Source organism: Ignavibacteriales bacterium (assembly GCA_020635255.1).
In the GTDB taxonomy this organism is placed as follows: Bacteria; Bacteroidota; Ignavibacteria; order Tepidaquicellales; family Tepidaquicellaceae; genus JAEYVS01.
The window spans coordinates 1,190,085-1,215,136 of sequence record JACKAC010000001.1 but is presented as its reverse complement, the minus strand read 5'-3'; the positions used below and the strand labels follow the sequence as shown (position 1 = coordinate 1,215,136).

Here is a 25,052-nt window from a genome sequence, read left to right as displayed (position 1 = left end):
TTAAGCTGAAAGCCTGGATTTAACTATATCCTGTATTACTTTCCCGTCTATCTTGCCTTTGAGTTCTTTCATAGATGCGCCCATTACCTTACCAAAATCCTTTTGATCGACTGCTCCTGTCGCTTTAATAATTTCATCTATTATCTTTTCAGCCTCTTCACGTGACATTTGAGCGGGTAGGAATGCTTCGATAATTTCAAGTTGTGCTTTTTCTTTATCAACCAAGTCGCTTCTGCCTGCGGTTTCGAATTGCTCAATAGCTTCTCTTCTCATCTTCGCCTGCTTAGACAAAAGTTCTATTTCTTCTTCTTCATTAAGCTCCCGGTCCATTCCGGATTTATCCGCTTTTAATATCTCAGCTCTAATAGACCGAAGCGTCTCCGTCCTTACTGAATCCTTAGCGATCATTGCCGCTTTTAGTTCGTCATTTATCTTATCTTTTAGGCTCATTAGTTGATCTCGTATCTAGGTAATTGCATTATGTATGTTGACATCGGATAGTCATTCTTCAGAAGAGCAGATACCCTATCGAAGTTTTCTTTATCCTTTGCAAGCGAATAATTCCTCGCCGCTGAGAATAAATACTCATCGTTTATGGCAATCTCTTCACTGACATTAGCGGCATTCTCATATTCTTTTGCAGCATCTACATAATTTCCCTGAGCTCCCTTAACAGCCGCTATTCCCGCTATTGAAGCCGCTTTTAATATCAGGTCACTGCCCGAATAATCACTGTAATATCTCTCGGCATTACCAAAATCTCTCAGATAATAATAACAGTTTCCAAGTAATACCTTCGCTGATTGTCCGCTTTCTGTCGAACCAAATTCATTCACCATATAAAGTAAACCTTTTGTAAATCCCAAAGAATCTCCGTTTATTGCCTGTTGATAAGCACCGGAATTATAGACCTGCTCGATATTTGCCAGCTCTATCATTGCATTCTCACTTTTTTCCTGTCTTCCCTTGAAATAGATAAAAGCTCCTGCAGCAACTACCACTAATATCGTTAAAACTGTATAGACCCTCTTACGGTTTTCGTTAAAATACTCGAGGGCTTTGTAATATAGCTCAAGAATTTTATCGTCTTGAGTATGTGTTTTCCTTGCCATAATTGATTTTAAAGATGCGTTCCTGAATATAAACCTCTAAAATAAACAATTTTATCTTGCTAAAAAAGTCAAACTTTTGCAAAATTCCTATTAGGTTTCGTGGCATAAATCAGCCTTTCTACTGAAACCACTCCACAAATGTTTGTATTAGCAGATATATATTCAAAAAAGCTATTATATACCCGATCGTATATACAATTACCTTTAACCGTGGTGAGTTCACAAAACCGCCCATTTTGAGCTTATCACTTGTAAAACTGATCAGTGGAAATACAGCAAAGCTTAACTGTATGGATAATATCACCTGGCTTAGTATCAGCAGGCTTCCTGCTCCCCTTTCTCCCATTAGTATAGTTACGATCACTGCAGGTATTATTGCTATCATGCGTGTAATAAGTCTCCTCAGCCAGGGCTTTAGCCTGATATTAAGGAAGCCCTCCATAACTATCTGCCCGGCAAGCGTTCCGGTGAGAGTTGAGTTTTGACCTGATGCAAGTAGAGCCACCGCAAATGCAATACTGGCAAACTTAGCGCCTAGCAAAGGTGTCAAAAGCATATACGCATCCGAAATGTCGGCTACTTCCTGGTAACCGGTATTATGAAATGTCGCGGCAGCAACTATTAGTATCGCCGCGTTTATAAAGAATGCTAAAAATAATGAAGCCGATGAATCGATCGTAGCGAATTTGATCGCCATCTTTTTACCTTCATTAGTCTTTTCATATTTTCTGGTCTGAACTATACTTGAATGCAAATATAAATTATGCGGCATTACCGTTGCCCCTAGAATACCAATCGCAATATAAAGCATGGCAGGGTTTATTGCTATCTGTGGATCGGGAATTAAACCCGTTAGCATCGGACCGATCTCCGGATTTGAAACAATTATTTCATAAACAAAACATCCGAGTATTATAAATATCATTCCTGCTACAATGCTCTCAACATAGCGAAACCCTTTATTTTGAAAATATAATATCACTAGCACATCCGCCGCCGTTAATATTACACCAACTACAAGCGGGATTCCAAAAAGCAAATTCAGTGCGATCGCCGAACCGATAACCTCTGCCAGATCTGTCGCCGCAATTGCAATTTCACATAATACCCATAAAACAAATGACACTGGCTTTGAATAATTATCCCTGCATGCCTGCGCAAGATCCCTGCCTGAAACAACCCCCAGCTTTACAGCCAGGTGCTGGAGCACCATTGCGAATATATTCGAGATAAGTATTACCGTTAGAAGAGTGTAGCCAAATTGCGCGCCGCCAGCTATGTCGGTAGCCCAATTTCCCGGATCCATGTATCCTACAGCTACGAGCATTCCTGGACCGGCAAAGGCAAACATCTTTCGCCAAAAAGATGAACGGCTTCCCGGTACTTTTATCGAGCCGTAAACTTCGGGCAATGAATGCTCTTTTAAAGCATGCTTCCAGCCCTTATTTATATCCTCTTCATTTTTTCCATTACTCTCTGCATTAACGCCCTCCTTCGTTATCAGATCGTCAGTATTAATCTCGCTCATATTTTTTGATCTTTAAACAGTTTGCTAATTTTTCACTTAAAAACTTTCTCTCAGACTTATGCATAACCTGTATCGAATTATCAAAATCGATCTTTTCTAATATTTCAAGTTTATCACCAAGCTTTATTCCGATCTTTGAAAGATACACGAGTACATCCGGGTCTTCATCGGATACACTTGTCAATACAACAACATCACCTTGATCGGCTTCGGATATAGGGATATGTTTTAGCTTTGCAATATTGCCATTTTTATCCGGGATAGGATGTCCGTGTGGGTCGAATTCCGGGTAACCCAGGAATTTCTCGAGCTTGCTGATCAATTCGTCCGATGACGAGTGTTCCAATTTCTCTGCTTCCTCATGAACCTTATCCCAGGGATAATCAAGATATTTTACCAAAAATACTTCCCATAATCTGTGCTTCCTTATAAGATTTAATGCGATTGAATTCCCCTTTGGAGCAAGCTCAAATCCCTTGTATGGAGTATTTTTGATATACCCGCTTTTCGATAATTTCGAAACCATTTCGCTTATTGCTGCAGGAGAAACATGCATTTTTTCCGCAAGAGCTGTTGTGGATACTTTTCCGTCACTCCCTCGCAGTACATAGATATTCTTTAAATAATCTTCTAATGATATATTCATTCTTAAAGTTAATTTAAAATAAAATTAAGCAAGCTTAAATTAATTTTCAAGTATATTTTATATATCATAACATTATTTTTAACATCTTCTCAAACCTCTTATCTTCTTACATTTCTTATCAAAATCATTATTTTTATATTTAAGAATATGAAAAAGGTAAGCTTTATTGAGAAGATTTTCTTTGTCTTATTGGTGATTTCAACCCTGATTCTCACGCTGGTTGCCATAACGATTATTTTAAACTGAGAGCATGCTGTGTTCATACATTCAAAAGGCCGGTCTTATTTATGCTTATGGAAATGATAGATTGGATTTTTTTAATCGTATGTCTTCAAATGATCTCACGCGTTTCCCGGTTAATACTTTTGGAAAGACAGTATTCACCACTGACAAAGGGCGTATAGTAGATTTTGTAACGATCTTTAACTTAGAAAAAGAAGCAATACTTTTAACCTCCCCTGAATTAACTAACAAACTCGTCGAGCATTTGAAAAAGTATATCATTATGGATGACGTAACACTCGAGAGTTCTCACTTTGAGTTTTACAGGGCAATAATCTGGGGTGAGGAAGTGATCGAAAAGGTAAACAGACTCACCGGTTTTGAGATAAAAGAAGATAGTTCTATTATTAATCCGGAAAAAGATCTGTATGCTTATTACGATAGTTCTAAAACCGGCTCTGTTAATTTCGTTTGCTCAAAAGAAAGAGCAGAAACATTATTATCATCTATAACTGATATTGAACGGTTGTCGGATGAAGAGTTTAATATATTCAGGATTGAACACGGTATCGCGCAAGCCGATAATGAGATCAATGAGGATATTAATCCTATGGAGTGTGGACTTAATGATTATATTTCATATAATAAAGGATGCTACATAGGACAGGAAGTTATCGCTCGTATCGATTCAAGAGACAAAATACCAAAACAAATGGTAAAAGTTTCTTCAACAAATGGTTTGGGAAGTAACGACAAGATATTCGCAGACGACGAAAAGGAAGTGGGATTTATAAGCAGTACAGCAAAAGTTGGCGATGGTATAATCGGACTCGGATTTATCAGAAGCGTCAGCCTGGATTACAACAAGAGTTATTCCGTGAAACATGGTGATAAATTATCTGAGATTAAAATTTCAAAAATTATATAATAATTAAATCAAACGTAATGTTCGATAAAATCAAAGAAATTCTGGGCAAAGACAATGAGAGTCTTCTCGCCCATGAATGCACTACGATACCGAAAGAAATGCTTCACCTACCCGGTGGTGACTTCATTGATAGAGTTTGGGTTGGGTCTGATAGGACACCAAATGTACTAAGAAATCTACAAACCATTTACGATCATGGCAGGCTCGCCGGAACAGGTTATCTTTCTATTCTTCCCGTCGATCAGGGAATAGAACATTCAGCCGGTGCGTCATTTGCTCCAAATCCGATATACTTTGATCCGGAAAACATAGTAAAACTTGCGATCGAAGGCGGGTGTAATGCTGTTGCATCAACACTTGGAGTTCTGGGGTCGGTAGCCAGAAAATACGCTTATAAGATTCCTTTCATAGTTAAGGTTAACCATAATGAATTCCTTACTTATCCCAATAAATATGACCAGATAATGTTTGCTAACGTACAGCAGGCATTTGATATGGGCGCAGTCGCTATCGGAGCAACTATTTACTTTGGTTCCGAAGAATCATCACGGCAGATACAGGAGGTTTCCCAGGCATTTGCTTATGCGCATGAACTCGGACTGGCAACTATACTCTGGTGCTACCTGAGAAACTCTGCCTTTAAAGCTGATAAAGATTACCATGTTTCTGCTGACCTTACTGGACAGGCAAATCACCTTGGGGTTACGATCGAAGCTGATATTATCAAACAAAAGCTTCCCGAAAACAACGGCGGATACAACGCGCTGAAATTCGGTAAAACAAGCAAACTTGTGTATGAAAAACTTACTACAGATAACCCCATAGACTTAACACGCTACCAGGTAGCTAATTGCTATATGGGTAGAGCCGGGCTTATCAATTCAGGCGGTGCATCGACCGGAAAAAGTGATTCCGATCTTCAGCAGGCAGTTACGACAGCTGTGATCAATAAAAGAGCTGGGGGCATGGGTCTTATCTCAGGGCGCAAAGCTTTCCAGAAACCAATGGAAGATGGTATAAGCCTGCTAAATGCAATACAAGATGTTTACCTTACTAAAGAAGTCACAATAGCATAAACTAACAATAAGAATGAACAAAGCAAAAAAAGTAGTGCTTCAGAAGCACAGAAAAACGAAGGACGCGGCAAAGAGAAAGAAAAAGGAAATGCTTAAAAATAAAAAAAGCGCTCCTGCCTCGCCAAAGAAAGATTAATTAGTAAAATCTAGATATTACCTATCGGGGCGGATATTTGTGTCCGTCCCGTTTGCATATAACTAAACCGACATTCGCAGCTAAATGAGAAAATTCCTTTTAATTATGTTCTTAACATTTTCGGCTGCATTTACGCCGATAGCTGCAAGATATGCCGTACAGCAGGTTACTCCTTTTTTTCTTGCTTACAGTAGGTTTGGTGTAGCAACACTATTACTGCTGATAGTTTTCTTCATTAAGAAAAAGAATTTCAAAATCGATAAGAAGGATTGGAAATTGTTTTTACTGCTTGGAGCGCTGGTGATTCCTATAAATCAATTTTTCTTTCTCTACGGAATTAAGCTATCGTCGGCTTCCCATTCCGGAGTCTTTTATGCATGTACACCGCTTTTTGTGTTCACAACATCCATCTTAATAAAATCTGATAAATTCTCTGCAAAAAAACTTTTTGCAATCTCACTTACGATTATAGGAATACTTGTCATATTCTGGGAAAATATATTTGTTACCGGAAAGAATACTTCCCTGCTTGGAGACGTATTACTTTTCTTTGCTGTGTACAGCTGGTCACTGTACCTCGTATTCAGTAAAAGCATGGTAGAGAAATATGGAACACTTAAGACCTCCACCATGGCATTCATCATTGGAATGATAATGTTTACGCCCATCTTTCTCTTCGATGCGCATAATGCATCTTTAGATAAGGTAAACGCGCTTGGTATGCTTGCATTCTTTCACCTGTCAGTTATAGTTGCATTCGGAGGTTACTTTATGTACACATATTCGACGAAAATAATCAACACAAGTACATTAACAACGCTTACCAATACCTCCCCTATCATCACGATCATATTTTCGTGGTTGTTATTAGGTGAGGAATTGTCGTCATACTTTATTGCCGGGGCTGTTATTACACTTATTGGTGTTTTTATTGCCCAGAGAACAACAAACAAAATGGAAAAGGCTGCTCTAGTTGGAACAAAGCCAGGAATATAGAAAAGAATATATCGACCGCAGAAAGATCTCCGTTGCGGTATCATCTTTATGGGCGGCAATATTCATCACCCTGATAAAGATCGTTGCCGCGTATTTCAGCGGAAGCCTTGCTGTGCTCTCAGAAGTATTTCACTCGGCTATAGATATCGTTGCCTGCATAATGACGATTATTTTCATCAAGTTTTCCTCAAAACCACCGGACAGAGACCACCACTACGGTCACGAAAAAGGTGAAAGCTTCTCTGCACTGTTCCAGGTTATTATATTATTTGCTACAAGCTCATATATCATTTACGAAGCGATACATCGTCTTTTCCTGGGTAAACAGGTTGATCTTAATATCGGGCTTTGGACTGTTGGCATCCTGCTTTTAACAATAGTAATTGACTTCTCCCGCAGCCGTGCATTAAAAAAAGTCGCAAAGGAAACGGGTTCACAAGCCCTTGAGGCCGACGCCTTACACTTTTCATCCGACATCCTTACTTCGTCAATCGTAATTATATCCCTCCTTCTTGGATATTTTGGCATTAGCTATGAAGCTGACTCGTTGGGTGCTATACTCGTTTCATTTGTTATTCTGTTTATGGGTTATAAACTCGCCCGTAAATCATTCAACTCATTAATGGATAAAGTCCCTGAAGGGCTTTCGGATAAGATTTTGAAGGAAACAAGAGGAGTCAAAGGGGTCGAAGAAGTCTGCTCATATAGGATACGCAGTACCGGCACACACATATTTATTGATATGACTATATCCGTGAGCAGGATAATCCCCTTCTCGCGTGTACATGAGATCACCGATGCTGTCGAAAAAAGGATCAGTGACATTTCCCCCAATACGGATATAATCATACATGCTGAACCCATAGAAACCGAGAACGAGACAATAAACGATAAAATAAAAATGATTGTGAGCGAGTTCGGTTTTCGCTCTCATGACATTTTTTCACATAAGATAAACGACGAGATATTTACAGAGCTACATGTCGAGATCGAATCAACGAATGATATGGTAATTGCGCATGATATGGTTACTGAACTTGAAGAGAAAATAAAAGAGAAAATAAGTATTATCTCTAACGTTAGAATACATATTGATGAACCCGGTGACGTGGTTTTCGACACCGAAGATATTACGCACAGGTCCGGAGTAATAATTCAAGAAGTTAATAATATACTTGAAGATGTCAAAGAAGTTAATGAATATTACGATATAAAAGTTGTCAGTGCATCCGGTAAAATAAGGGTATCATTAACTTGTAAATTCGATCCCGCTATGAGTTTCGATGAGGTACACGACCTTGTTACTTTACTCGAAAGCAGGATATACCTGAATTTAAAAGACCAGTTCCCAAAGATATCTAATGTAATTATTCACGCAGAACCGGGCATATAAACTAAATCAATCTAATGTCAAAATATATTAATGCAGGCTTGATAGGTGTAGGACACTTAGGAAAAACCCACCTGAAGATCCTTAAAGAAATATCACAAGAGAACGAAAATATTAATCTCATTGGTATTTTTGATACTGATACTGCTAACCTGCAGAATATTTCCGCTGAAGAAAAGGTAAGAGCATTCAATTCGCTCGATGAAGCCCTTGATTCGATAAACACAGCGATAGTTGTTACACCGACATCAACTCACTTCGACATTGCACAAAAAACTCTATCGAAAGACATTAATACATTCATCGAAAAGCCTGTTACATCAACAGCAGAGGAAGCTTCACAACTGATCGATCTCACTAAAAACAAAAATGTTAAAGTTCAGATCGGGCACATCGAAAGATTTAATCCCGCTATCCTTGCGCTTGATGAATACCATCTTGCTCCGATTTTCATCGAATCACACCGTCTGGCACAGTTCAATCCCCGCGGTACTGACGTGTCGGTAATCCAGGACTTGATGATACACGATATAGATATTATCCTTAACCTTGTAAAATCACCCGTATCAAAAATAGACGCGAATGGCGTTTCCATTATTACCGGCAAGATAGACATCGCAAACGCCCGCATAAAGTTCGAAAACGGATCCGTAGCCAACGTTACTGCATCCCGAATTTCACAATATAAAATGAGAAAGATGCGTATCTTTCAGAAAAGCGCGTATATTTCTATCGACTTTTTGCAGAATTTATCGGAAGTGTTTAAATTAACCTCCGGTGATGACGCAAATAATTCCGGTAACTCATTTGGGCTCGGAGGTATTGAACTTGGGAATGGTGAGAAGATACTTTACGAAAGACCCCACATTGCTGATATTAATCCGCTAAAGTTCGAGCTTATGAACTTCTTTGACTCGATTATACAAAATAAGGAACCGGTCGTTACGCTTGAAGATGGTAAACAGGCAATTGAAGTAGCTTCCGATATTATTACAGAAGTTGAGAACTCACTTAAAGAATTAAAATAAATGCATCATGTATAGGATAGCACATATAACGGACATACATATTAAATATGATAACCCTGCGCCAAATGTGACTAAATTCCGCGCTCTGCTCATGGACGCCATTTCTTCTGGCTGTGACCATATTGTTCTTACGGGTGATATTGCTGATTATGCTGATGAGAGAGACTATGCAATAATCCGAGGAGTTCTTGATGAATTTGATTTACTGAATTCCTCCCGGCTGAGTGTTATCCCCGGCAATCATGATATATATGGTGGTCCTTCCCCCGAACTACCCTTTTTCATGTACCCTACCCGGTGCAAAGAGCTAGATTACGGCAGTATGCTAAACCAATTTTACAACTCCTTCATTGAAACGTTTGAAAATATTGTAACTAGTAAAACTTCTTTCCTGCCGTATATCAAGTTACTCAACAATGATGTAGCTGTCATCGCGATTAATTCCATTGCAGAGTACTCACGTGACATGAATCCTCTCGGAACAAACGGACTTGTTTCTGGAAAGCAGCTCAAAGAGATCGATGAACTGGCGGAAATCGCAGGCATAAAGAACAAAGTAAAGATAGTGCTAATCCATCACCATTTTAATAAACCTGGCGAGAATAAGAACCATCCTGAGCACACACTTTGGCTTAAGACCGAGCAATGGAAAATGAGGATCCATGATAAGGGAAGTATATTCGATTTCTTTAAAAAGCATAAGGTAAACATGGTGCTTCACGGACATACTCACATTACTGACACCTACGCCCGAAAAGGAACTTTCTTTGTAAATTCATCAGGCTGTTCCATACCATTCACAACAACAGGTATAAGGGAATACCACATTATTGAGATTGGAGGTGAGGACAAAGCTCCATTCCGTTTAATTAAGAGAGAAGTAAACTAGAATTGCTGATAAAAGATGAAATATTACTTGATATAGGAAAAATAGCCGATGCAACCAAACTTAGAGCATATGTCGTAGGCGGTTATGTCCGCGATATGATCCTTGATAAACCTACCGTCGATATCGATGTAATGGTGATCGGTGACGGTGTCGAATTTGCCGGCAAGGTTGCCGCAGAATTAAATGATGAACTCAGCGCTGTTTACAAAAAATTCGGTACCGCCCTCCTGGAGCATAACGAATACAAGATAGAGTTCGCTTCTGCCCGAAAAGAAAGCTATAACAGGGATTCACGAAAACCCGACGTAGAATTCTCCGGCTTAGAAGATGATCTGGCGCGCCGTGATTTTACCATCAATGCCCTTGCTGTTTCGTTAAACTCGAACACACTTGATCAACTTACAGATATTTTTGGCGGCGTAGATGACATTGAGAACAAGATCATCCGCACTCCCCTCGCCCCCGAGAAGACTTTCGATGACGACCCGCTCCGTATAATGCGTGCTATAAGATTTGCATCTGTGCTCGACTTCTCTATCGAAACCGGTACATACGACGCGATAGTAAAAATGAAAGACCGCCTCAAAGAAGACTCAGTCGTATCACAGGAGCGGATAACCGATGAATTCCTTAAAATACTTATGAGTCCTAAACCATCTATTGGTCTGGATCTCCTTTTTAAAACCGGTGTAATGGAAATCATCTTTCCCGAAATGTCGAATCTTGCCGGAGTGGACCAGCGCAAGGATTATCATCACAAAGATGTCTTCTACCATACTCTACAGGTAGTTGATAATATCTCTCAAAAAACCGATAATGTATGGCTTCGTTTCGCCGCTCTTGTTCATGACATCGCTAAGCCTCCTACAAAAAAGTTCGTTGAAGGAACAGGGTGGACGTTCCACGGACATGAAGAACTCGGTGCTCGTATGATGAAAAAGATATTCAAAAAACTTCGCTTGCCGATGAGTAAACTCCCCTATGTAGAGAAACTCGTCCGTATGCACCTGCGTCCTATCCCGCTAGCAAAAGATGAAGTAACTGACTCCGCAATTAGGCGCCTCGCTGCTGACGCCGGGGAGGAACTAGAGGACCTTCTCACCCTTTGCCGCGCAGACATCACCTCAAAGGATACATCAAAGATATCCCGCTTCATGAGTAATTATGACATCGTCGAACAAAAGATCAGGGATGTACAGGAGAAAGACCAGCTCCGTAACTTCCAATCCCCCGTTCGTGGTGAAGAAATTATGGAAATTTGTAATCTCGAACCCTCACGTAAAGTTGGTGTAATTAAAAAACGTATTGAAGAAGCAATTCTCGACGGTGAAATTCCGAACGAATATGAGGCCGCTAAAGAATATCTTTACAAGATTAAAGATGAAATCCTGAAGTAACCCTCTAAACAATATAATTACACTAACATAATCCAACACAATTGAAAAATTTATCTAATTAAGGTAAATTTAGTAACAAATCTTTTTTTGTAAACCAACCGGGCAGAAATGAAAACTTTCAATACAAAGTTTGCAGGCATTATTTTATCTATTTTTGTGATACTGTTGTTAGTCAATCCTTTGCATTCACAGGATTGGGTGCAAATGATGGACAAAAACAACGCTAATATCTACGAAATCAAAAAGAGCTTCGATCAATGGTGGGGAAACAGAAAAGTTGAAAGAGGCACAGGCTGGAAACAATTCCAGAGGTGGTATGCCTACTGGGAACCCATCTGTTACCCATCGGGTGACCTGCCTAGCCCAAAGCTTCTTTACGACGCGGTATTACAGCATAAACAGAACGTAAGGGACGATATTGACCTTGGAAGCAACTGGATTTCACTTGGACCTACATCATGGACTACGACAAGCTATAACCCGGGTATCGGTAGAGTAAATTGCATAGCGGTCGATCCTGTAACACCCAGCATAATATATATCGGTAGTCCGTCCGGCGGTATGTGGAAATCCACTAATAGCGGGGCTAATTGGTACACCATGACCGACGACCTTGCAACACTTGGCGTATCATCCGTTGCAATAGACCCAACAAGTACAAGTACCATCTACATTGGGACCGGCGACGGCGACGCAAGTCAGACATATAGCATTGGCATACTTAAATCGACCGATGGTGGTAACTCCTTTTCCCCAACCGGGCTTGTCTGGTCCATAACGGATTTCCGAAGAGTTAGTAAGATTCTCATTAATCCAACAACAACCAGCACACTTGTAGCCGCGACCAGCAACGGCATTTACAGAACCACAAACTCCGGCGTAAACTGGACACAGGTAGAAACAGGTGCATGGTATGATATCGAATTTAAACCGGGTGATCCCTCGATAGTATATGCCGCCAAGAACAGGACATCGGACGCACGGTTTTATAGATCGACCGATGGCGGAGCTAGCTTCACTGAAGTCACAACAGGACTCCCCTCCCCATCATCTACATGTAGATACGCTATAGGTGTATCCCCCGCTGATGGCTCTTATGTTTATCTGCTTGCGGGAAAATCTTCTGATTACAGCTTTAATGGTATCTACCGCTCTACAAATAGCGGTACGTCATTCAGCACAATGTCAACTACGCCGAATATACTGGGATATGCAATGGATGGCTCAACCGGAGGCGGTCAGGCATGGTATGACCTGGTTATTGCCGTCGACCCTTCGGATGCAAATATCATTTATCCCGGAGGAATTAATATATGGAAAAGCACAAACGGTGGTGCGTCACTTACTATCAGCTCCCACTGGATATATCCACCCACTACGGCAGGTTATACACACGCTGATATACATTATCTCGACTTTTACGGATCGACTTTATACAGTGGTAGTGATGGTGGCATTTACAATACAACAAACGGAGGCTCACTGTGGGTTAATAGATCATTCGGATTACAAATAACTCAGTTCTACAAAATTGCCGGCACGCCTTCCGGCCCTTACCTTATGTATGGAGGTACGCAGGATAACGGCAGCAATAGATTCAGGATAGGTCAATATACACATGTTTACGGCGCAGATGGAGGTGAAGCAGCTATCAATTATTCTGATACAAGCACAGTATTTGTAGAATATCAAAACGGCGGCATTCTTCGCTCTACAAATAGCGGACTTAATTTCGTCGATGCTGTAGGAGGGATAACCGAAACGGGTGCCTTCGTAACCCCTTATGAGATGTCGCCGACAACGCCTACTACCCTCTATGCAGGATTCGATAACGTCTGGAAAACAACTAATAGCGGTACAAACTGGTCTAAGATATCCACGTTTGCCGCAGGCTCAAAGATATTTGCGCTTTCTATATCCGAATCCAGCCCCTCTACGATTTACGCCGGCAAAGGATCGACCCTCTACAAAACAACCAATGACGGTGCTAGCTGGACTAATATTTCATCGGGGCTTCCGTCCCTCTCGATAACTTATATAGATATTTCAAATACTGACCCAAACAAAGCATGGATTACATTCTCAGGTTATACTGCCGGTGAAAAAGTTTATATGACCACCAATGGTGGAACTAATTGGACAAACTACTCCGGTTCGCTTCCAAATGCTCCGGCAAATTGCATCGTTTATAGAAATTCTTCTTCGGATGGCGTTTATGTTGGTACCGATGTCGGCGTTTATTACAGAAATAGCACTCATGCAGACTGGCTTGCATTCTCTACCGGACTGCCTAATGTCGGCGTAAGGGAGCTTGAGATACACTATGGCGTGCAGAAACTCCGTGCAGGTACATTCGGCAGAGGTCTCTGGGAATCACAGCTCGACTCTACCGTTGGCATTGACCCTATTAATACAAATATTCCGGAAAGGTTCAAACTTTACCAAAATTACCCTAATCCTTTCAACCCAACCACAACAATACGATATGATATAGTAAATAAAGCAAGAGTTAAGCTTGCGGTCTATGATGTTTCCGGAAAATTAATACGCACCCTTGTAAACGAAGTCCAGGCTACAGGTGAAAGACTGATCGTTTGGGATGGCAAAGATGATAATGGTCAGCCTGTCAGTTCCGGTATTTACATATACGAACTCACTGCCGGTGATCTGAAAGAATCCAAAAAGATGGCGCTTATAAAATAAGCGGTTCTATACTTTTAAAATCTAAAAGGGAGGCTATTGCCTCCCTTTTTGTTTTATTGTTTTTTATTTTTAAAACAAAATTTTTATTTTTCCGAAATTCTACCATAATCTTAATAGTTAAAAATGAAAACCACACTATCGCTATCTTTTCTTTTAATTCTTATTTTATGTTTTAATTTTCCTTCTCTTTCATTCGAGAAAAATGATTCGACTGAAACAAATGGAAGCATCTTAAAAACAAAACCAATCGCGTTTCAATTAGCGATCGGTTCGTTACTGCATGTTACAAATTTTGACAACCTGCACATCTCCGTAAAAAAACAGTTTACAAATAGCTTTGGACTGCGCCTTGGATTAGGCATTAACTTATCACAGGAAGACCTTGGAGGAAATGACCTTACATTCAGTCAAAACGATTTATCGGTAAATGATTATGCTAATTATGTTACTACCGTAGTGGATATGATTTATTATGTTAGACCTAACGATATCGTAAAGGCATTTATTGGTTTAGGACCATATTTTAGTTACTCGGAATCATCGACAAAAAGGACAAGGAACAATTCTAACTATCAAAATAATTACTACGATTATAGTAGAAGTATATCACTGGGAGCTAATGCCCTGCTTGGTATCGAATGGTTTGCGACTTCCAATTTCAGTTTTTTCGCGGAATATAATTTCGCTTATACTTATTCATGGCAAAAATATATCCATCAATATACTGATTCTGGCTACAGTGAAAGTTATGACCTCGATGGAAACGAAACCCAATTCAAGGGTAAGGAATTAAAATTTGGTATTACCGTATACCTGTAACCTATTTATATGTCTTCGAATTTTTTGTTTTGTGAATTGCTCTCTCGTGTGATTAGCTTTTGAATCACAAATGCGAGAAAGAGAAGGAATGCAAGCGCCACTATCGGCACTACTATCGCTAGAATTGATATAAATGTTGAAAAGAAAAGCTCTCCGGTTGCAACGATCTGGTTACCCAATCCGCCTGTAAAGAACGACGATAAGGCGCGCGCCTTTACAGTCAGGACCTCGACCGTGAATGCTGATCCGCCGCCAAGGATTATTGCTATTGTCCATGAGATTAACGGGTCCACATCGATTATAACAGCTCCGGTTGCGGCTGCGCCTGCTACTATGGATAATGGAGTGGATATGGTATCGAGCATATTATCCATCCACGGCACATAGTAACCTATTATCTCGATTATTGTTGCTGATGCAAAGGCGATCAAGGCTGGAAGAGTAGAGATCCACAAAAAGGAATTCGAAAGTTCTACATAACCCGCATTGGCTGCTATGCTAAGTATCAGCATCGGGACAAATATTCTGAATCCCACAGCCGCGCTAAGACAAACCCCCAATATTATTCCTAATGCAATATCCATTAATAAGTTAAAATCTCACTCAAAATAAAAATGGAAAACCAATAATAAAATCTAAAACTTATGATATTTTATTTGAAGTATTTTTGATCTTTCGGTTAGCCTGCAATATGAGTACTACCCCGGCTATTATGAATGGAATGCTCAATACACTGCCCATGTCTATCGCAGAGTTCATCAGCAATTCCGATTGATGCTCCTTAACAAGCTCGATGACAAAACGGAATGAAAATACTATCACAAAGAACATCCCGAGTATAATTCCGTGAAAGTCTTTATTTTTTGACTTATTGTAATAATTATACAAAATGAAAAATGTAAACAGGTAAAATATCGCTTCGTATAACTGTGCCGGGTGGCGTGGAACATTATCCACACGAGCAAATACGAACGCCCACGGCAGATCTGTTGCTGTACCCAGTATTTCCGAATTCATGAGATTTCCAAGCCGTATCAGTGTACCTGCAAGACACGTTACGATAACTATCCTGTCGAATATCCACGTTACCGTCGTAGAAATGTCCTTTTTCCTCGAATACAGCCATATAGCCAGTACGATTCCTATCGCTGCACCGTGGCTTGCCAGACCTCCTTCCCAGAATTTCACTATCTCCAGTGGATGCGATAGATAATAGCTCGTACCATAAAACAAGCAATGCCCAAGCCTCGCTCCAATTATAGTACCCGCTACAATATAAACTGAGAGTATATCCAGCTCTGAAACAGGCTTGCCTTCCTCACGGTAAAACTTCTTCATGACAAGGTAAGCAAACAGCAGTCCCAGCGCGAAAAGCACGCCATACCACCTTGGCGCAAAGCCTCCCGTGTGAAATATCTCCGGACTTACGTCCCAGTGTATTTGAGCTATTAAAGCTAAGATAAGCGCGAAAATATAATTATCTGACCGTAATAAAATACAATAAATCTAAACCAATTTCAGTTGCGATAAATAGTATTTTCGAAAAGATTATGCTTCAGCCGTATGTGGTTCGATTATTTCGGAGATCTCGGTTATCTTATTAGCCGGGAATCCTCCCTGGCTCGCATGCTCTTTTACGAGATCTTCATTGGCGGCAAGATATATACAGTAAATTTTATCTCCTGCGACGTAACTGTGAAGCCACTGGATATCCTTCATATTGTCCAGTACTCCGCATGATTTTTGCGAAATGGCGACTAACTCCCCTTTGGTGAGACTTCCTGCTCCGGGAATCTCTCTTTCGATGATGTACTTTGGCATTTTGTGTGCGGTTAGGTTGAAAAGCCAATATACTGAGAAATTTGCACAAAAAATACATCCCGGAAAGGATTATAATTCCTGTCTCGAATATGAGACCCACACCGGCAATTCATGATCTACCTGCCCTAGAAGCATATTCAGCTGTCCCGTATGATGCTGGACATGACGCATATTGTAAAGAGTTAATTCGTACATCGTGTCGGACTTACGGTCGTTACGCCATTCCCTCTCCAGAAGCGATGGATCCGAAATGAACCCTTTTATGAGATTTCTTAGCTTATTCCGGCAGAGCTCCGTATAATCGATTAACTGCTCCTTGGTATAAACACTGTCCGGCAATAACCCCTCCGGGTCGAACTCCGACATATTGTAAGGCTCCGGCGGTCTGAAATCCTGTGGTTCCTTGTCCAGGTAATAGTCGGTCCAGAATAATGTGTGGTAAGCCCAGTACCAGAACCTGTACGCGCCTTCTTCCGTATTATCCCAGAGTTCTTCCGGGCATTTCTCCAGCGCGTTCTGGAACATATCCAGCGCCGCCCCGAACTGGTCCCAAAGTGAAATTATTTGTGCTTCCGTCATTCAGTCGTAATTTTAATTTTTAATCTTAAACTTTTAATTTACTACGGAATCCGCGCGAACCGTAATACGACTCAGCGCCATTGTGATATGTGAAGACGGTATCGAACCGCCTGTCGCAGAATATCGCCCCGCCGAGTTTCCTTATCTTATCCGGCGTCTTCACCCAGCTCGAAGTTTTGAGGTCGAACTCTTCCTGCTTCTGCATTTCGCGGTACTCGTCTTCCGTCAGCATCTCGACGCCCATCTCCTTTGCCATTCCCATTGCGTTATCCTTCGGCTTATGCTCCTTCCTCGACTCCCATGCTTCCCTGTCGTAGCAGAGACTTCTCCTTCCCTTAGGTGACTCCGCAGAGCAGTCGTAAAAGATATATTCCCCGGCTTTATTATCGAATCCGACGACATCGGGCTCGCCGCCCGTATTTTCCATTTTGTGAAGCACCCACAACTTCCCGGGATTCTTCTCCAGCCTGGCCTGCACCTTATCCCACACGATACCCTTATGCCGTTTCATATTCTTCCCGAAACGGTCTTTTAATACCGCGATCAATTCTTCGCTCTGCTTTGCAGTAAGCTTATTCGATTTTGCCACAATTTTATTATTAAGTTAAGGGTTACTCCATTATATTATCATCGAAGTCGTAAACATATACCATACCAAATGCTCCCAAGGCGACGATCTTCTTTCTCTCTTTAATGGTCAGCTCGAGCTCGGAGAACAAGTAATAGTTCAACCGTTTGGAATTTGAATCCATTATCTTGCTTAACAGATTTTTAACTATTGAATTTCCCCACTCATTATAAGGATTATTTTTCATGTCCTCATCTGTCTTCTTATCGAGTTTTTCCAGTATCACTTCAGAGAACTCACTCTTCATTTTTTTCTCGCTTGGATTAGAAATAAACGCCCCCAGACAGACAAGAACAAATAGAACCGCTAAAATAATTATGATCCTTTTCATGGTGATAGATTTGATTGTTTCGAGAAAATAAACATTAAGGCATAATTATGAAAGAGACAATCAAAAGCCGGGCACATGGCGGAATGGCACTGGCTGAGAGAGAAGATGGGGTAAGGGCTTAACGGGACCGCTCAGTAATCGTACGTGACTTCTTTATTCTTCTACGCGGGAGCCGATCGCAACATTCCCTGAGCGCGGAATTTGCGACAGACAGACCCATTCTAGTTCGATCTTGCGCGCGCGTACGCTGAGAGTAATTATTTAATGGTGACGCAGAGCCGCGCGCTCCTCCAGAGGTTCGATCGTATACAGCAGGGGGGTGTACCCCTGCCTCTAAGCCGTTGGCATGGATTTCAGCAGAACGGCGAGTAGTTCGATCGTGTTAGTTGTACTGATTTTGTTTTGTGTTTCATCGTATTGCGTTTTTATTGTTCATTGATAAAAACCTGTATAATATAGCAAGGATAAAGCTAACAGGAAATAGCAGGGGTGAAGAAATGCCGGGAAAGGGGCATGGGTAAAGGGTATTCAAAGCTTTTGCCACAGAGGCACAAAGGACACAGAGGACAAAAAAAATCACCACCAAGACACCACCGCTAAAGCGGGGCAGGCGGAGACACGGAGAAGGAAATAAAAAAATGGATCCTTACTGCGGCAACCCACCCCGTCTTCCGTCTTTGACGGAATCCACCCCTCCGTCGGAGGGGATTATCAAAGAGCAGGGGCGAAGAAATGCTGGGAAAGGGGCGCGGGTAAAGGGAAAAGGGCTTTCTGCGGTGGTGTACAAAAATGTGAGGTACGAAGATGGTTTGAGACTGTGGCAACCCACCCCGTCTTCCGTCTTAGACGGAATCCACCCCTCCGTCGGAGGGGATTATCAAAGAGCAGGGGTGAAGAAATGCCGGAAAAGGGGTATGTATAAAAGGAAAAGGGCTTTCGTTGGTGTTGTACTTTCGTGCGCACAAAGTATCAAAATACATGATACGCCTACGGGGTGTTGTACTTTTGTCCGCACAAAAGTACCCCTGTAAGGGCAGGCAAAATGCGCGGTCTGCCGTAAATGCGCCTAACAATTCCTGCGGTTTTTGCTCGAAGAAAAAAGCTCGCTCGAAAAAACTCTCGCTCCAACAATTTTTCTTCGCCACGAGTCGAGTTCGGAGGAAGCGCGGAGTTGTAAAGGGAAAAGGGGTTATATTAAATAAAGTAAAATAATCCACATGGAACGACTTTCCAGTATAATATGTTGTTAATATAGTTAAATAGATTAATAAAATATTCCAAATTTGAACAAAAATTAAAAATAATCGTAAAAAATATATATATTATGGTGTAATCTAGATTATACTATGGATATTTTAAGTTACTTACATTAAATCTTTTTTAAATATTCTAAATTAATATACAGAGATAAAATGGCAAAGAAATTAGAAGTTCCTGCAATCCAAGAGGATAAATTAAAGGATATATTGACCTACTATGGGATAAGCGAAAAAATAGAAAATAAAGAATTATTTTGCTCAAATTGTTCTATGCTAATTACATGGGATAATATTGGTGCTATAATGGTTGACAATAGTGAATTGAGGATTCTATGTGATTGTAAAGAGTGTCTGGAAACAACACATAAATTAAAACCTATTGGATAAAATTATAGAAGGGTTTTATAAACTCTTATTAGTTGTATATTTTTTAATTGAAAAATTAGGTTTTTTTGGGGCTTTCTTTTTAATCTTATTCATTTTCAGTCTAGTAGTTATATATTTGATTATTGAAGACAGTGATCGAATTGAGAAGTTAAAATCAAATGTTTTCTATCCATTTTTTAAATTTTTCAAATTTTTTCCAAACAAGTACATTGCTTCTGAGATTTCCTCGCAAATAACTGCATTCCTTAATAAGGAAGTTATAAAAAAAATACCAAATTCCCCCAAGGTAAAAGTAAAAATTAGATGGGTTATAAACCCTGATGATCCAATCTTTAAAAAAAATGGAGTACTCATTTTAAGGTTAAAGCATGACGATGACCAGACAAAAAATGTACTTTCTGCTGGCTTAATGGTTATACAACAAACAACCTGTTCATATATTCGTGAAAATATAGATACCAACATTTTAAAAGCAATAGATTTATCTTTGTTAACAAAGCTTGCAAATAAGTTAGGTAATCATGGAAAAGTTGTAAACAAAAAGTTTTTCCTCGACCCAGAGTTAAGCAACGAAAAATTAATTTCAGATTTATATAGCAAGATTATAGAAGTTGATAAAGGTGGATATTTTATTCCTATATTTATAAACGAATTGGAGATAGCCGGAGAGGGAATATATTCTTCAGGGGATTATTCTGATAAATCAAGAGATGTAGTTAGTTTACTTGATTATTTATTGACTGTGGCCAAAAGGAAAGTAGGAACTCAGATTAAACTTTCTTTTGTAAATATGACATTTAATTTTGGTATTATTCTATTAGCTAAAACCGCAAAACAAGAATCACAAGGTTTAGTCCCTTACATTAATTCGCTAAATGTACACTTAAGAAAGGGTGCACAACACATATATATAGTTTCTTTTCCACCTGCGAAATCTTTTTTTAAGAAATTCATTGATCATTTAAAGAAAGATAAGAGACTTAACTTACAATTACTCAGCACTAATTCTTCATTAGAAATTACTCAGGATTACACTAAAAAGACAGAAATAAGCATCGCCTTTTTAACAAAAGACGAAGTTCATTACGATTCAAATTTCAATAATGTTATCGATGAATTAGGAATTCTAAAAGATTCAATACTTGAAGGGGTTGTAGTTGATATATCTATTGATTTTGCCGTTGTAAAAGTAAATGATTTTGATTGTTATATTACAGTTGATGAATGCAGCTGGTATAGAGTCGATTCTTGTAGTGACTCATTATCAATGGGTGATGTACTGAATTTTAAAGTAATAGAAATCGACTATTCTATAGGAAGCGTTTTATTATCTCGTAAGTTAGATGAGAATGATCCATGGAAACAAAATGAAGTTCCTGAAATCGGAGATAAAATTGATGTGGAGATTACTAATGTTCTACAAGCATCATTTAAAGGAGTTCTCGAAAATGGATTAGAAGCATACATACCCAAAAGAGAAATCTCGTGGATTGAACTTCCAGAAGATGAATTACTACAATATGTTGGAAAAAAATTTAATATGATTGTTACAGATAAAGTTGATTCTGAAAGAGCTTTAGTTTGTAGCTTGAGAGACTTAGAACCTGACCCTTGGAAAAATATTCATAAGGAATATTTTGTTGGAAGAGAATTAAATGGCAAAATAATAGAAATTAATGAATTTAATGTTTTACTTGATATTGGAAATAATCTTACCGGAAGAATTCCCTCCATTTATTTAAAAGAATCTGGCTATGAATTTGCCGATTATATGAATAATTTAGTAATTGGGCAGGGATTAGAGGTTTTTGTATCCAAGGTATTTCTTGGAAGAAAATATATTCGTTTAAACTTAACTAGAAACAAATCAAAAAGAGGCGAAAATAAAGCCATCACAGTAAAAAAGAAAAACAAAAATAAATAGAATTCTCCCTTTCTCTTCCCCATTCTGCATTGTAATTCCCCATAATTTCACCTATTTTTATGGCTTATATTCGATTCGATCATGAGCCGTAAGTTACCTGAAAATATAAACTTACCTGAGATAGAGAAGGAAGTCCTGGACTTCTGGGAGGCTGACGGAGTTTTTAAGAAAAGCATCTCGGAGAAGGAGGGAAAGCCCGCTTTTACGTTCTACGAGGGACCTCCGACAGCTAACGGCATTCCGGGCATTCACCACGTGATCTCCCGCGCCGTTAAGGACACTGTCTGCCGTTATAAGACCATGAGCGGATTCCAGGTGAACCGCAAAGCGGGCTGGGACACACACGGTCTGCCAGTCGAGATCGAGGTGGAGAAAAAGCTGGGCATCAAGTCGAAGAACGAGATCGAGGAGTTCGGCGTCATAGAGTTCAATAAAGCCTGCCGTGATTCCGTTTTCACTTACGTGGATAAGTGGGAGGAGCTGACACGGCGCATGGGCTACTGGGTGGACCTGGAGCACGCGTACGTGACCTTTCACAATGAGTACATCGAGTCCGTGTGGTGGGCGCTGAAGAGGCTCTTCGACGCGGGACTGATATATAAGGGATTCAAGATAATCCCCTTCTGCCCGATATGCGAGTCTCCTCTGTCATCTCACGAGGTGGCGCAGGGCTACGAGGACCTGAAGGACCCGTCGGTGTATGTGAAGTTTAAGGTGACGAGCGGTGAGCATAAGGACGCGGACCTGCTCGTATGGACGACAACACCGTGGACACTTCCGTCCAACACAGCCGTTGCCGTTAATCCTAAACAGCAGTACGTAAAGATAACGACATACAAACCGGACGAAGGAAGCGGATCGAAGCTGAACACGTTCATACTGGCAAAAGAGAGATTGGATTCCGTAAAGGAAGATTATACAATAGACGCGGAGTTCTCCGGCAAGGACCTGGAGGGCACCGAATACGAACCGCTTTATAAGTTCTTCACGTTCGACGAAAAAGCGCATTACGTAACGCTGGGCGACTTCATTACGATGGAGGACGGAACTGGTATCGTTCACATCGCTCCGGCATTTGGAGAGGACGATTACCAGACGGGGCTTAAATACAAGCTTCCCGTCCTGCAGGCAGTGGGAAAAAACGGGCGCTTTAAGGAGAACGTTACGCCGTTCGCGGGAAAGAATTTTAAGGAAGCCGACCCGGAAATAATGAACGAGCTGAAGAGCAGGGACCGTCTTTACAGGAAGGAGATGTTCACACACTCGTACCCGCATTGCTGGAGGCACCACGTTCCGCTGATGTATTACGCCACGGACAGCTGGTTCATAAAGACCACCGACTACAAGGACAGGATGGTGGAGCTGAACAAGACCATCAACTGGCACCCGCCGGAATTCGGCACGGGACGCTTCGGCAACTGGCTCGAGGAGAACAAGGACTGGGCAGTATCGAGGAACAGGTTCTGGGGCACTCCCCTCCCGATATGGTACTGGACGGACGATGAAGACACACCGCATTACGAGGCGGTGGGATCGATAGAAGAGCTGAAGGAGAAGGCGGTTAACTGGGATGAAGTCTATCCCGGGGAGCTTGACCTGCATAAGCCGTTCATAGACAGCCTCATACTGAAAAGCAAAGAGGGCAAAGAAATGAAGCGCGTCGAATCCGTGATAGACGCATGGTTCGACAGCGGAAGCATGCCTTTCGCGCAGAGGCATTATCCGTTCGAGAATAAGGAGCTGTTCGTGAAGACATTTCCGGCGGATTTTATCGCGGAGGCCATCGACCAGACGCGCGGATGGTTCTATTCATTGCACGCCATCAGCACATTTTTATTCGACCAGCCGGCGTATAAGAATCTTATCGTAAACGGGCACATACTGGATAAGAACGGGAAGAAGATGAGCAAGTCCATGGGTAACATCGTTAACCCGTATGAAATGATGGACAAACACGGCGCGGACGTGTTGAGATGGTACATGATAACGATGTCCCCTATCGGCAAGTCGAAGTTATTCAACGAGGATGAGCTGAGGGACGTAAGGAATAAGTTCTTCGATACATTAATAAACACATACAAGTTTTACGTAATATACTCCGAGCTGACGGGATTTAAATATGATGGATCGAATGAAGTTCCGGTGAGTGAGAGAGCCGAAATAGACAAGTGGATAATATCCAAGCTCAACACGGTAAAGAAAGAGTACACCGAACTGATGGATGGTTATGATATCACACGCGCGGCAAGGCTCGTGAGTGACTTCACACTGGACGAAGTCAGTAACTGGTACGTGAGACGCAACAGGAAGCGGTTCAGAAACCCGGAGAATGAAACGGACAAGTTATCGGCTTATCAAACGTTATATACTCTTATCGAAGAGATACTGAAAATGGTAGCGCCGTTCTCGCCGATGATCTCGGATAAGCTTTACATGAGCTTAACGGATGGTGACCAAAGCATACATTTGACCGAATACACTCCATACGACGAGAGTGCGATAAACACACCGCTCGAAAAAGAAATGGAGACCGCGCAGACTATAGTGTACCTGGTGCGTTCTATGCGAGTGAGGAACAATCTAAAGACACGCCAGCCGTTGAAGCAGATCCTCGTGCCGGTGAACAGCGACGAGGAGAAAGCGCGTTTAAAGAAAGTCGAGAGCATTATACTGGACGAAGTCAACGTGAAGGAGTTAAACCTTATCGAAGGAGATTCCGACATTATCGTAAAGAAGGCAAAACCGAACTTCAAAGTGATTGGTCCGAAATTCGGCAAGGATGTCAAAGCAGTTCAGCAGGTCATAAACGGGTTATCCAGGGATGAAGTGAGCAAGCTGGAAACGGAAGGCCAACTCGAAAAGGACGGGTTTACGATCACGCCGGAAGACGTGGAAGTATTTACGGAAGACATCGAGGGCTGGATAGTAGAATCCGACAAAGGGATCACCGTTGCGCTCGACACGAGACTGGACGAGGAACTTATCGAGGAAGGTATAGTTAGAGAATTTATTAACCGTGTGCAGAATTACAGGAAGACGAATGACTTCGAGGTGAACGACAGGATAAAATTAACAGTAAAAACAACCGACGAAATTAGTAAAGCAATTAATAATCATATTAATTATATTAAGTCCGAAATTTTGTGCGATGACGTAACCACCGGAAACGGTGAGGATAAAGAATATTTTAAGAGTGATATTAACGGACAGGATTTCGAATTTTACATCGAAAAAGTTTAATTAATTAAATTTA

22 protein-coding genes are annotated in these 25,052 nt (G+C 40.8%); 12 read left to right on the top strand and 10 right to left on the bottom strand.

Annotated elements, in window-relative coordinates:
• From H6614_05465 to H6614_05450, 4 genes are all read right to left on the bottom strand, one after another.
• Entirely contained in the window at window positions 1-450 is a 450-nt protein-coding gene (locus tag H6614_05465) for a GatB/YqeY domain-containing protein (GenBank protein ID MCB9243101.1), read from the bottom strand.
• Window positions 450-1,112 carry a hypothetical protein gene (locus H6614_05460; protein MCB9243100.1) on the bottom strand — a complete coding sequence of 221 codons (663 nt, stop codon included), beginning with the start codon at window positions 1,110-1,112 and terminating at the stop codon, window positions 450-452. Before H6614_05460 ends, H6614_05465 begins: the two co-directional genes overlap by 1 nt.
• Window positions 1,113-1,230: 118 nt before the next feature.
• Entirely contained in the window at window positions 1,231-2,640 is a 1,410-nt protein-coding gene (locus H6614_05455) for an Nramp family divalent metal transporter (GenBank protein MCB9243099.1), read from the bottom strand.
• Window positions 2,627-3,286: a metal-dependent transcriptional regulator gene (locus tag H6614_05450; protein ID MCB9243098.1), complete on the bottom strand. Its 660-nt coding sequence runs from the start codon at window positions 3,284-3,286 to the stop codon at window positions 2,627-2,629. The genes H6614_05455 and H6614_05450 overlap by 14 nt, the downstream gene beginning before the upstream one ends.
• A 307-nt stretch (window positions 3,287-3,593) precedes the next feature.
• Between H6614_05450 and H6614_05445 the strand changes: the two genes are divergently transcribed.
• From H6614_05445 to H6614_05405, 9 genes are all read left to right on the top strand, one after another.
• Window positions 3,594-4,436 carry a hypothetical protein gene (locus H6614_05445; protein MCB9243097.1) on the top strand — a complete coding sequence of 281 codons (843 nt, stop codon included), beginning with the start codon at window positions 3,594-3,596 and terminating at the stop codon, window positions 4,434-4,436.
• A gap of 17 nt (window positions 4,437-4,453) precedes the next feature.
• Window positions 4,454-5,512, top strand: a complete 1,059-nt coding sequence (locus H6614_05440; GenBank protein ID MCB9243096.1) for a class I fructose-bisphosphate aldolase — start codon at window positions 4,454-4,456, stop codon at window positions 5,510-5,512.
• 220 nt (window positions 5,513-5,732) lie between these two features.
• Complete coding sequence (locus H6614_05435; GenBank protein ID MCB9243095.1) at window positions 5,733-6,644, top strand: DMT family transporter; 912 nt, start codon at window positions 5,733-5,735, stop codon at window positions 6,642-6,644.
• Entirely contained in the window at window positions 6,622-8,037 is a 1,416-nt protein-coding gene (locus tag H6614_05430; protein MCB9243094.1) for a cation diffusion facilitator family transporter, read from the top strand. The genes H6614_05435 and H6614_05430 overlap by 23 nt, the downstream gene beginning before the upstream one ends.
• A 14-nt stretch (window positions 8,038-8,051) precedes the next feature.
• Complete coding sequence (locus H6614_05425; protein MCB9243093.1) at window positions 8,052-9,062, top strand: Gfo/Idh/MocA family oxidoreductase; 1,011 nt, start codon at window positions 8,052-8,054, stop codon at window positions 9,060-9,062.
• A gap of 7 nt (window positions 9,063-9,069) precedes the next feature.
• Window positions 9,070-9,951: a metallophosphoesterase gene (locus H6614_05420; GenBank protein MCB9243092.1), complete on the top strand. Its 882-nt coding sequence runs from the start codon at window positions 9,070-9,072 to the stop codon at window positions 9,949-9,951.
• 95 nt (window positions 9,952-10,046) lie between these two features.
• Window positions 10,047-11,348 (top strand): HD domain-containing protein, encoded by a 1,302-nt coding sequence (locus tag H6614_05415; GenBank protein ID MCB9243091.1) that lies wholly within the window; start codon window positions 10,047-10,049, stop codon window positions 11,346-11,348.
• 108 nt (window positions 11,349-11,456) lie between these two features.
• Complete coding sequence (locus H6614_05410) at window positions 11,457-14,051, top strand: T9SS type A sorting domain-containing protein (GenBank protein ID MCB9243090.1); 2,595 nt, start codon at window positions 11,457-11,459, stop codon at window positions 14,049-14,051.
• A 123-nt stretch (window positions 14,052-14,174) separates the two neighbouring features.
• Entirely contained in the window at window positions 14,175-14,870 is a 696-nt protein-coding gene (locus H6614_05405) for an outer membrane beta-barrel protein (GenBank protein MCB9243089.1), read from the top strand.
• 5 nt (window positions 14,871-14,875) lie between these two features.
• Here the strand turns inward: H6614_05405 and H6614_05400 are convergent, their stop codons facing one another.
• From H6614_05400 to H6614_05375, 6 genes are all read right to left on the bottom strand, one after another.
• Window positions 14,876-15,454: a DUF4126 domain-containing protein gene (locus H6614_05400; GenBank protein MCB9243088.1), complete on the bottom strand. Its 579-nt coding sequence runs from the start codon at window positions 15,452-15,454 to the stop codon at window positions 14,876-14,878.
• Between the two features lie 58 nt (window positions 15,455-15,512).
• Window positions 15,513-16,331 (bottom strand): prolipoprotein diacylglyceryl transferase, encoded by an 819-nt coding sequence (lgt, locus tag H6614_05395; GenBank protein ID MCB9243087.1) that lies wholly within the window; start codon window positions 16,329-16,331, stop codon window positions 15,513-15,515.
• Between the two features lie 87 nt (window positions 16,332-16,418).
• The gene (locus H6614_05390; GenBank protein MCB9243086.1) at window positions 16,419-16,691 is read right to left on the bottom strand and encodes a DUF4242 domain-containing protein; all 273 of its coding nucleotides are present in this window, start codon (window positions 16,689-16,691) and stop codon (window positions 16,419-16,421) included.
• A 69-nt stretch (window positions 16,692-16,760) separates the two neighbouring features.
• Window positions 16,761-17,270 carry a DinB family protein gene (locus H6614_05385; GenBank protein ID MCB9243085.1) on the bottom strand — a complete coding sequence of 170 codons (510 nt, stop codon included), beginning with the start codon at window positions 17,268-17,270 and terminating at the stop codon, window positions 16,761-16,763.
• Between the two features lie 25 nt (window positions 17,271-17,295).
• Window positions 17,296-17,862, bottom strand: coding sequence for a DUF4256 domain-containing protein (locus H6614_05380; GenBank protein MCB9243084.1), 567 nt, complete (start codon window positions 17,860-17,862; stop codon window positions 17,296-17,298).
• A 19-nt stretch (window positions 17,863-17,881) separates the two neighbouring features.
• Complete coding sequence (locus H6614_05375) at window positions 17,882-18,229, bottom strand: DUF4359 domain-containing protein (GenBank protein MCB9243083.1); 348 nt, start codon at window positions 18,227-18,229, stop codon at window positions 17,882-17,884.
• 1,412 nt (window positions 18,230-19,641) lie between these two features.
• Here H6614_05375 and H6614_05370 point away from each other — a divergent pair.
• The 3 genes from H6614_05370 to H6614_05360 all read left to right on the top strand — a co-directional run bounded on the left by H6614_05370 (window position 19,642) and on the right by H6614_05360 (window position 25,039).
• Entirely contained in the window at window positions 19,642-19,875 is a 234-nt protein-coding gene (locus H6614_05370) for a hypothetical protein (GenBank protein MCB9243082.1), read from the top strand.
• A complete protein-coding gene (locus H6614_05365; GenBank protein ID MCB9243081.1) occupies window positions 19,868-21,799 on the top strand; it encodes a S1 RNA-binding domain-containing protein in 1,932 nt (643 codons plus the stop codon). The genes H6614_05370 and H6614_05365 overlap by 8 nt, the downstream gene beginning before the upstream one ends.
• 81 nt (window positions 21,800-21,880) lie before the next feature.
• Window positions 21,881-25,039, top strand: a complete 3,159-nt coding sequence (locus tag H6614_05360; protein MCB9243080.1) for an isoleucine--tRNA ligase — start codon at window positions 21,881-21,883, stop codon at window positions 25,037-25,039.
• Window positions 25,040-25,052 lie beyond the last annotated feature (13 nt).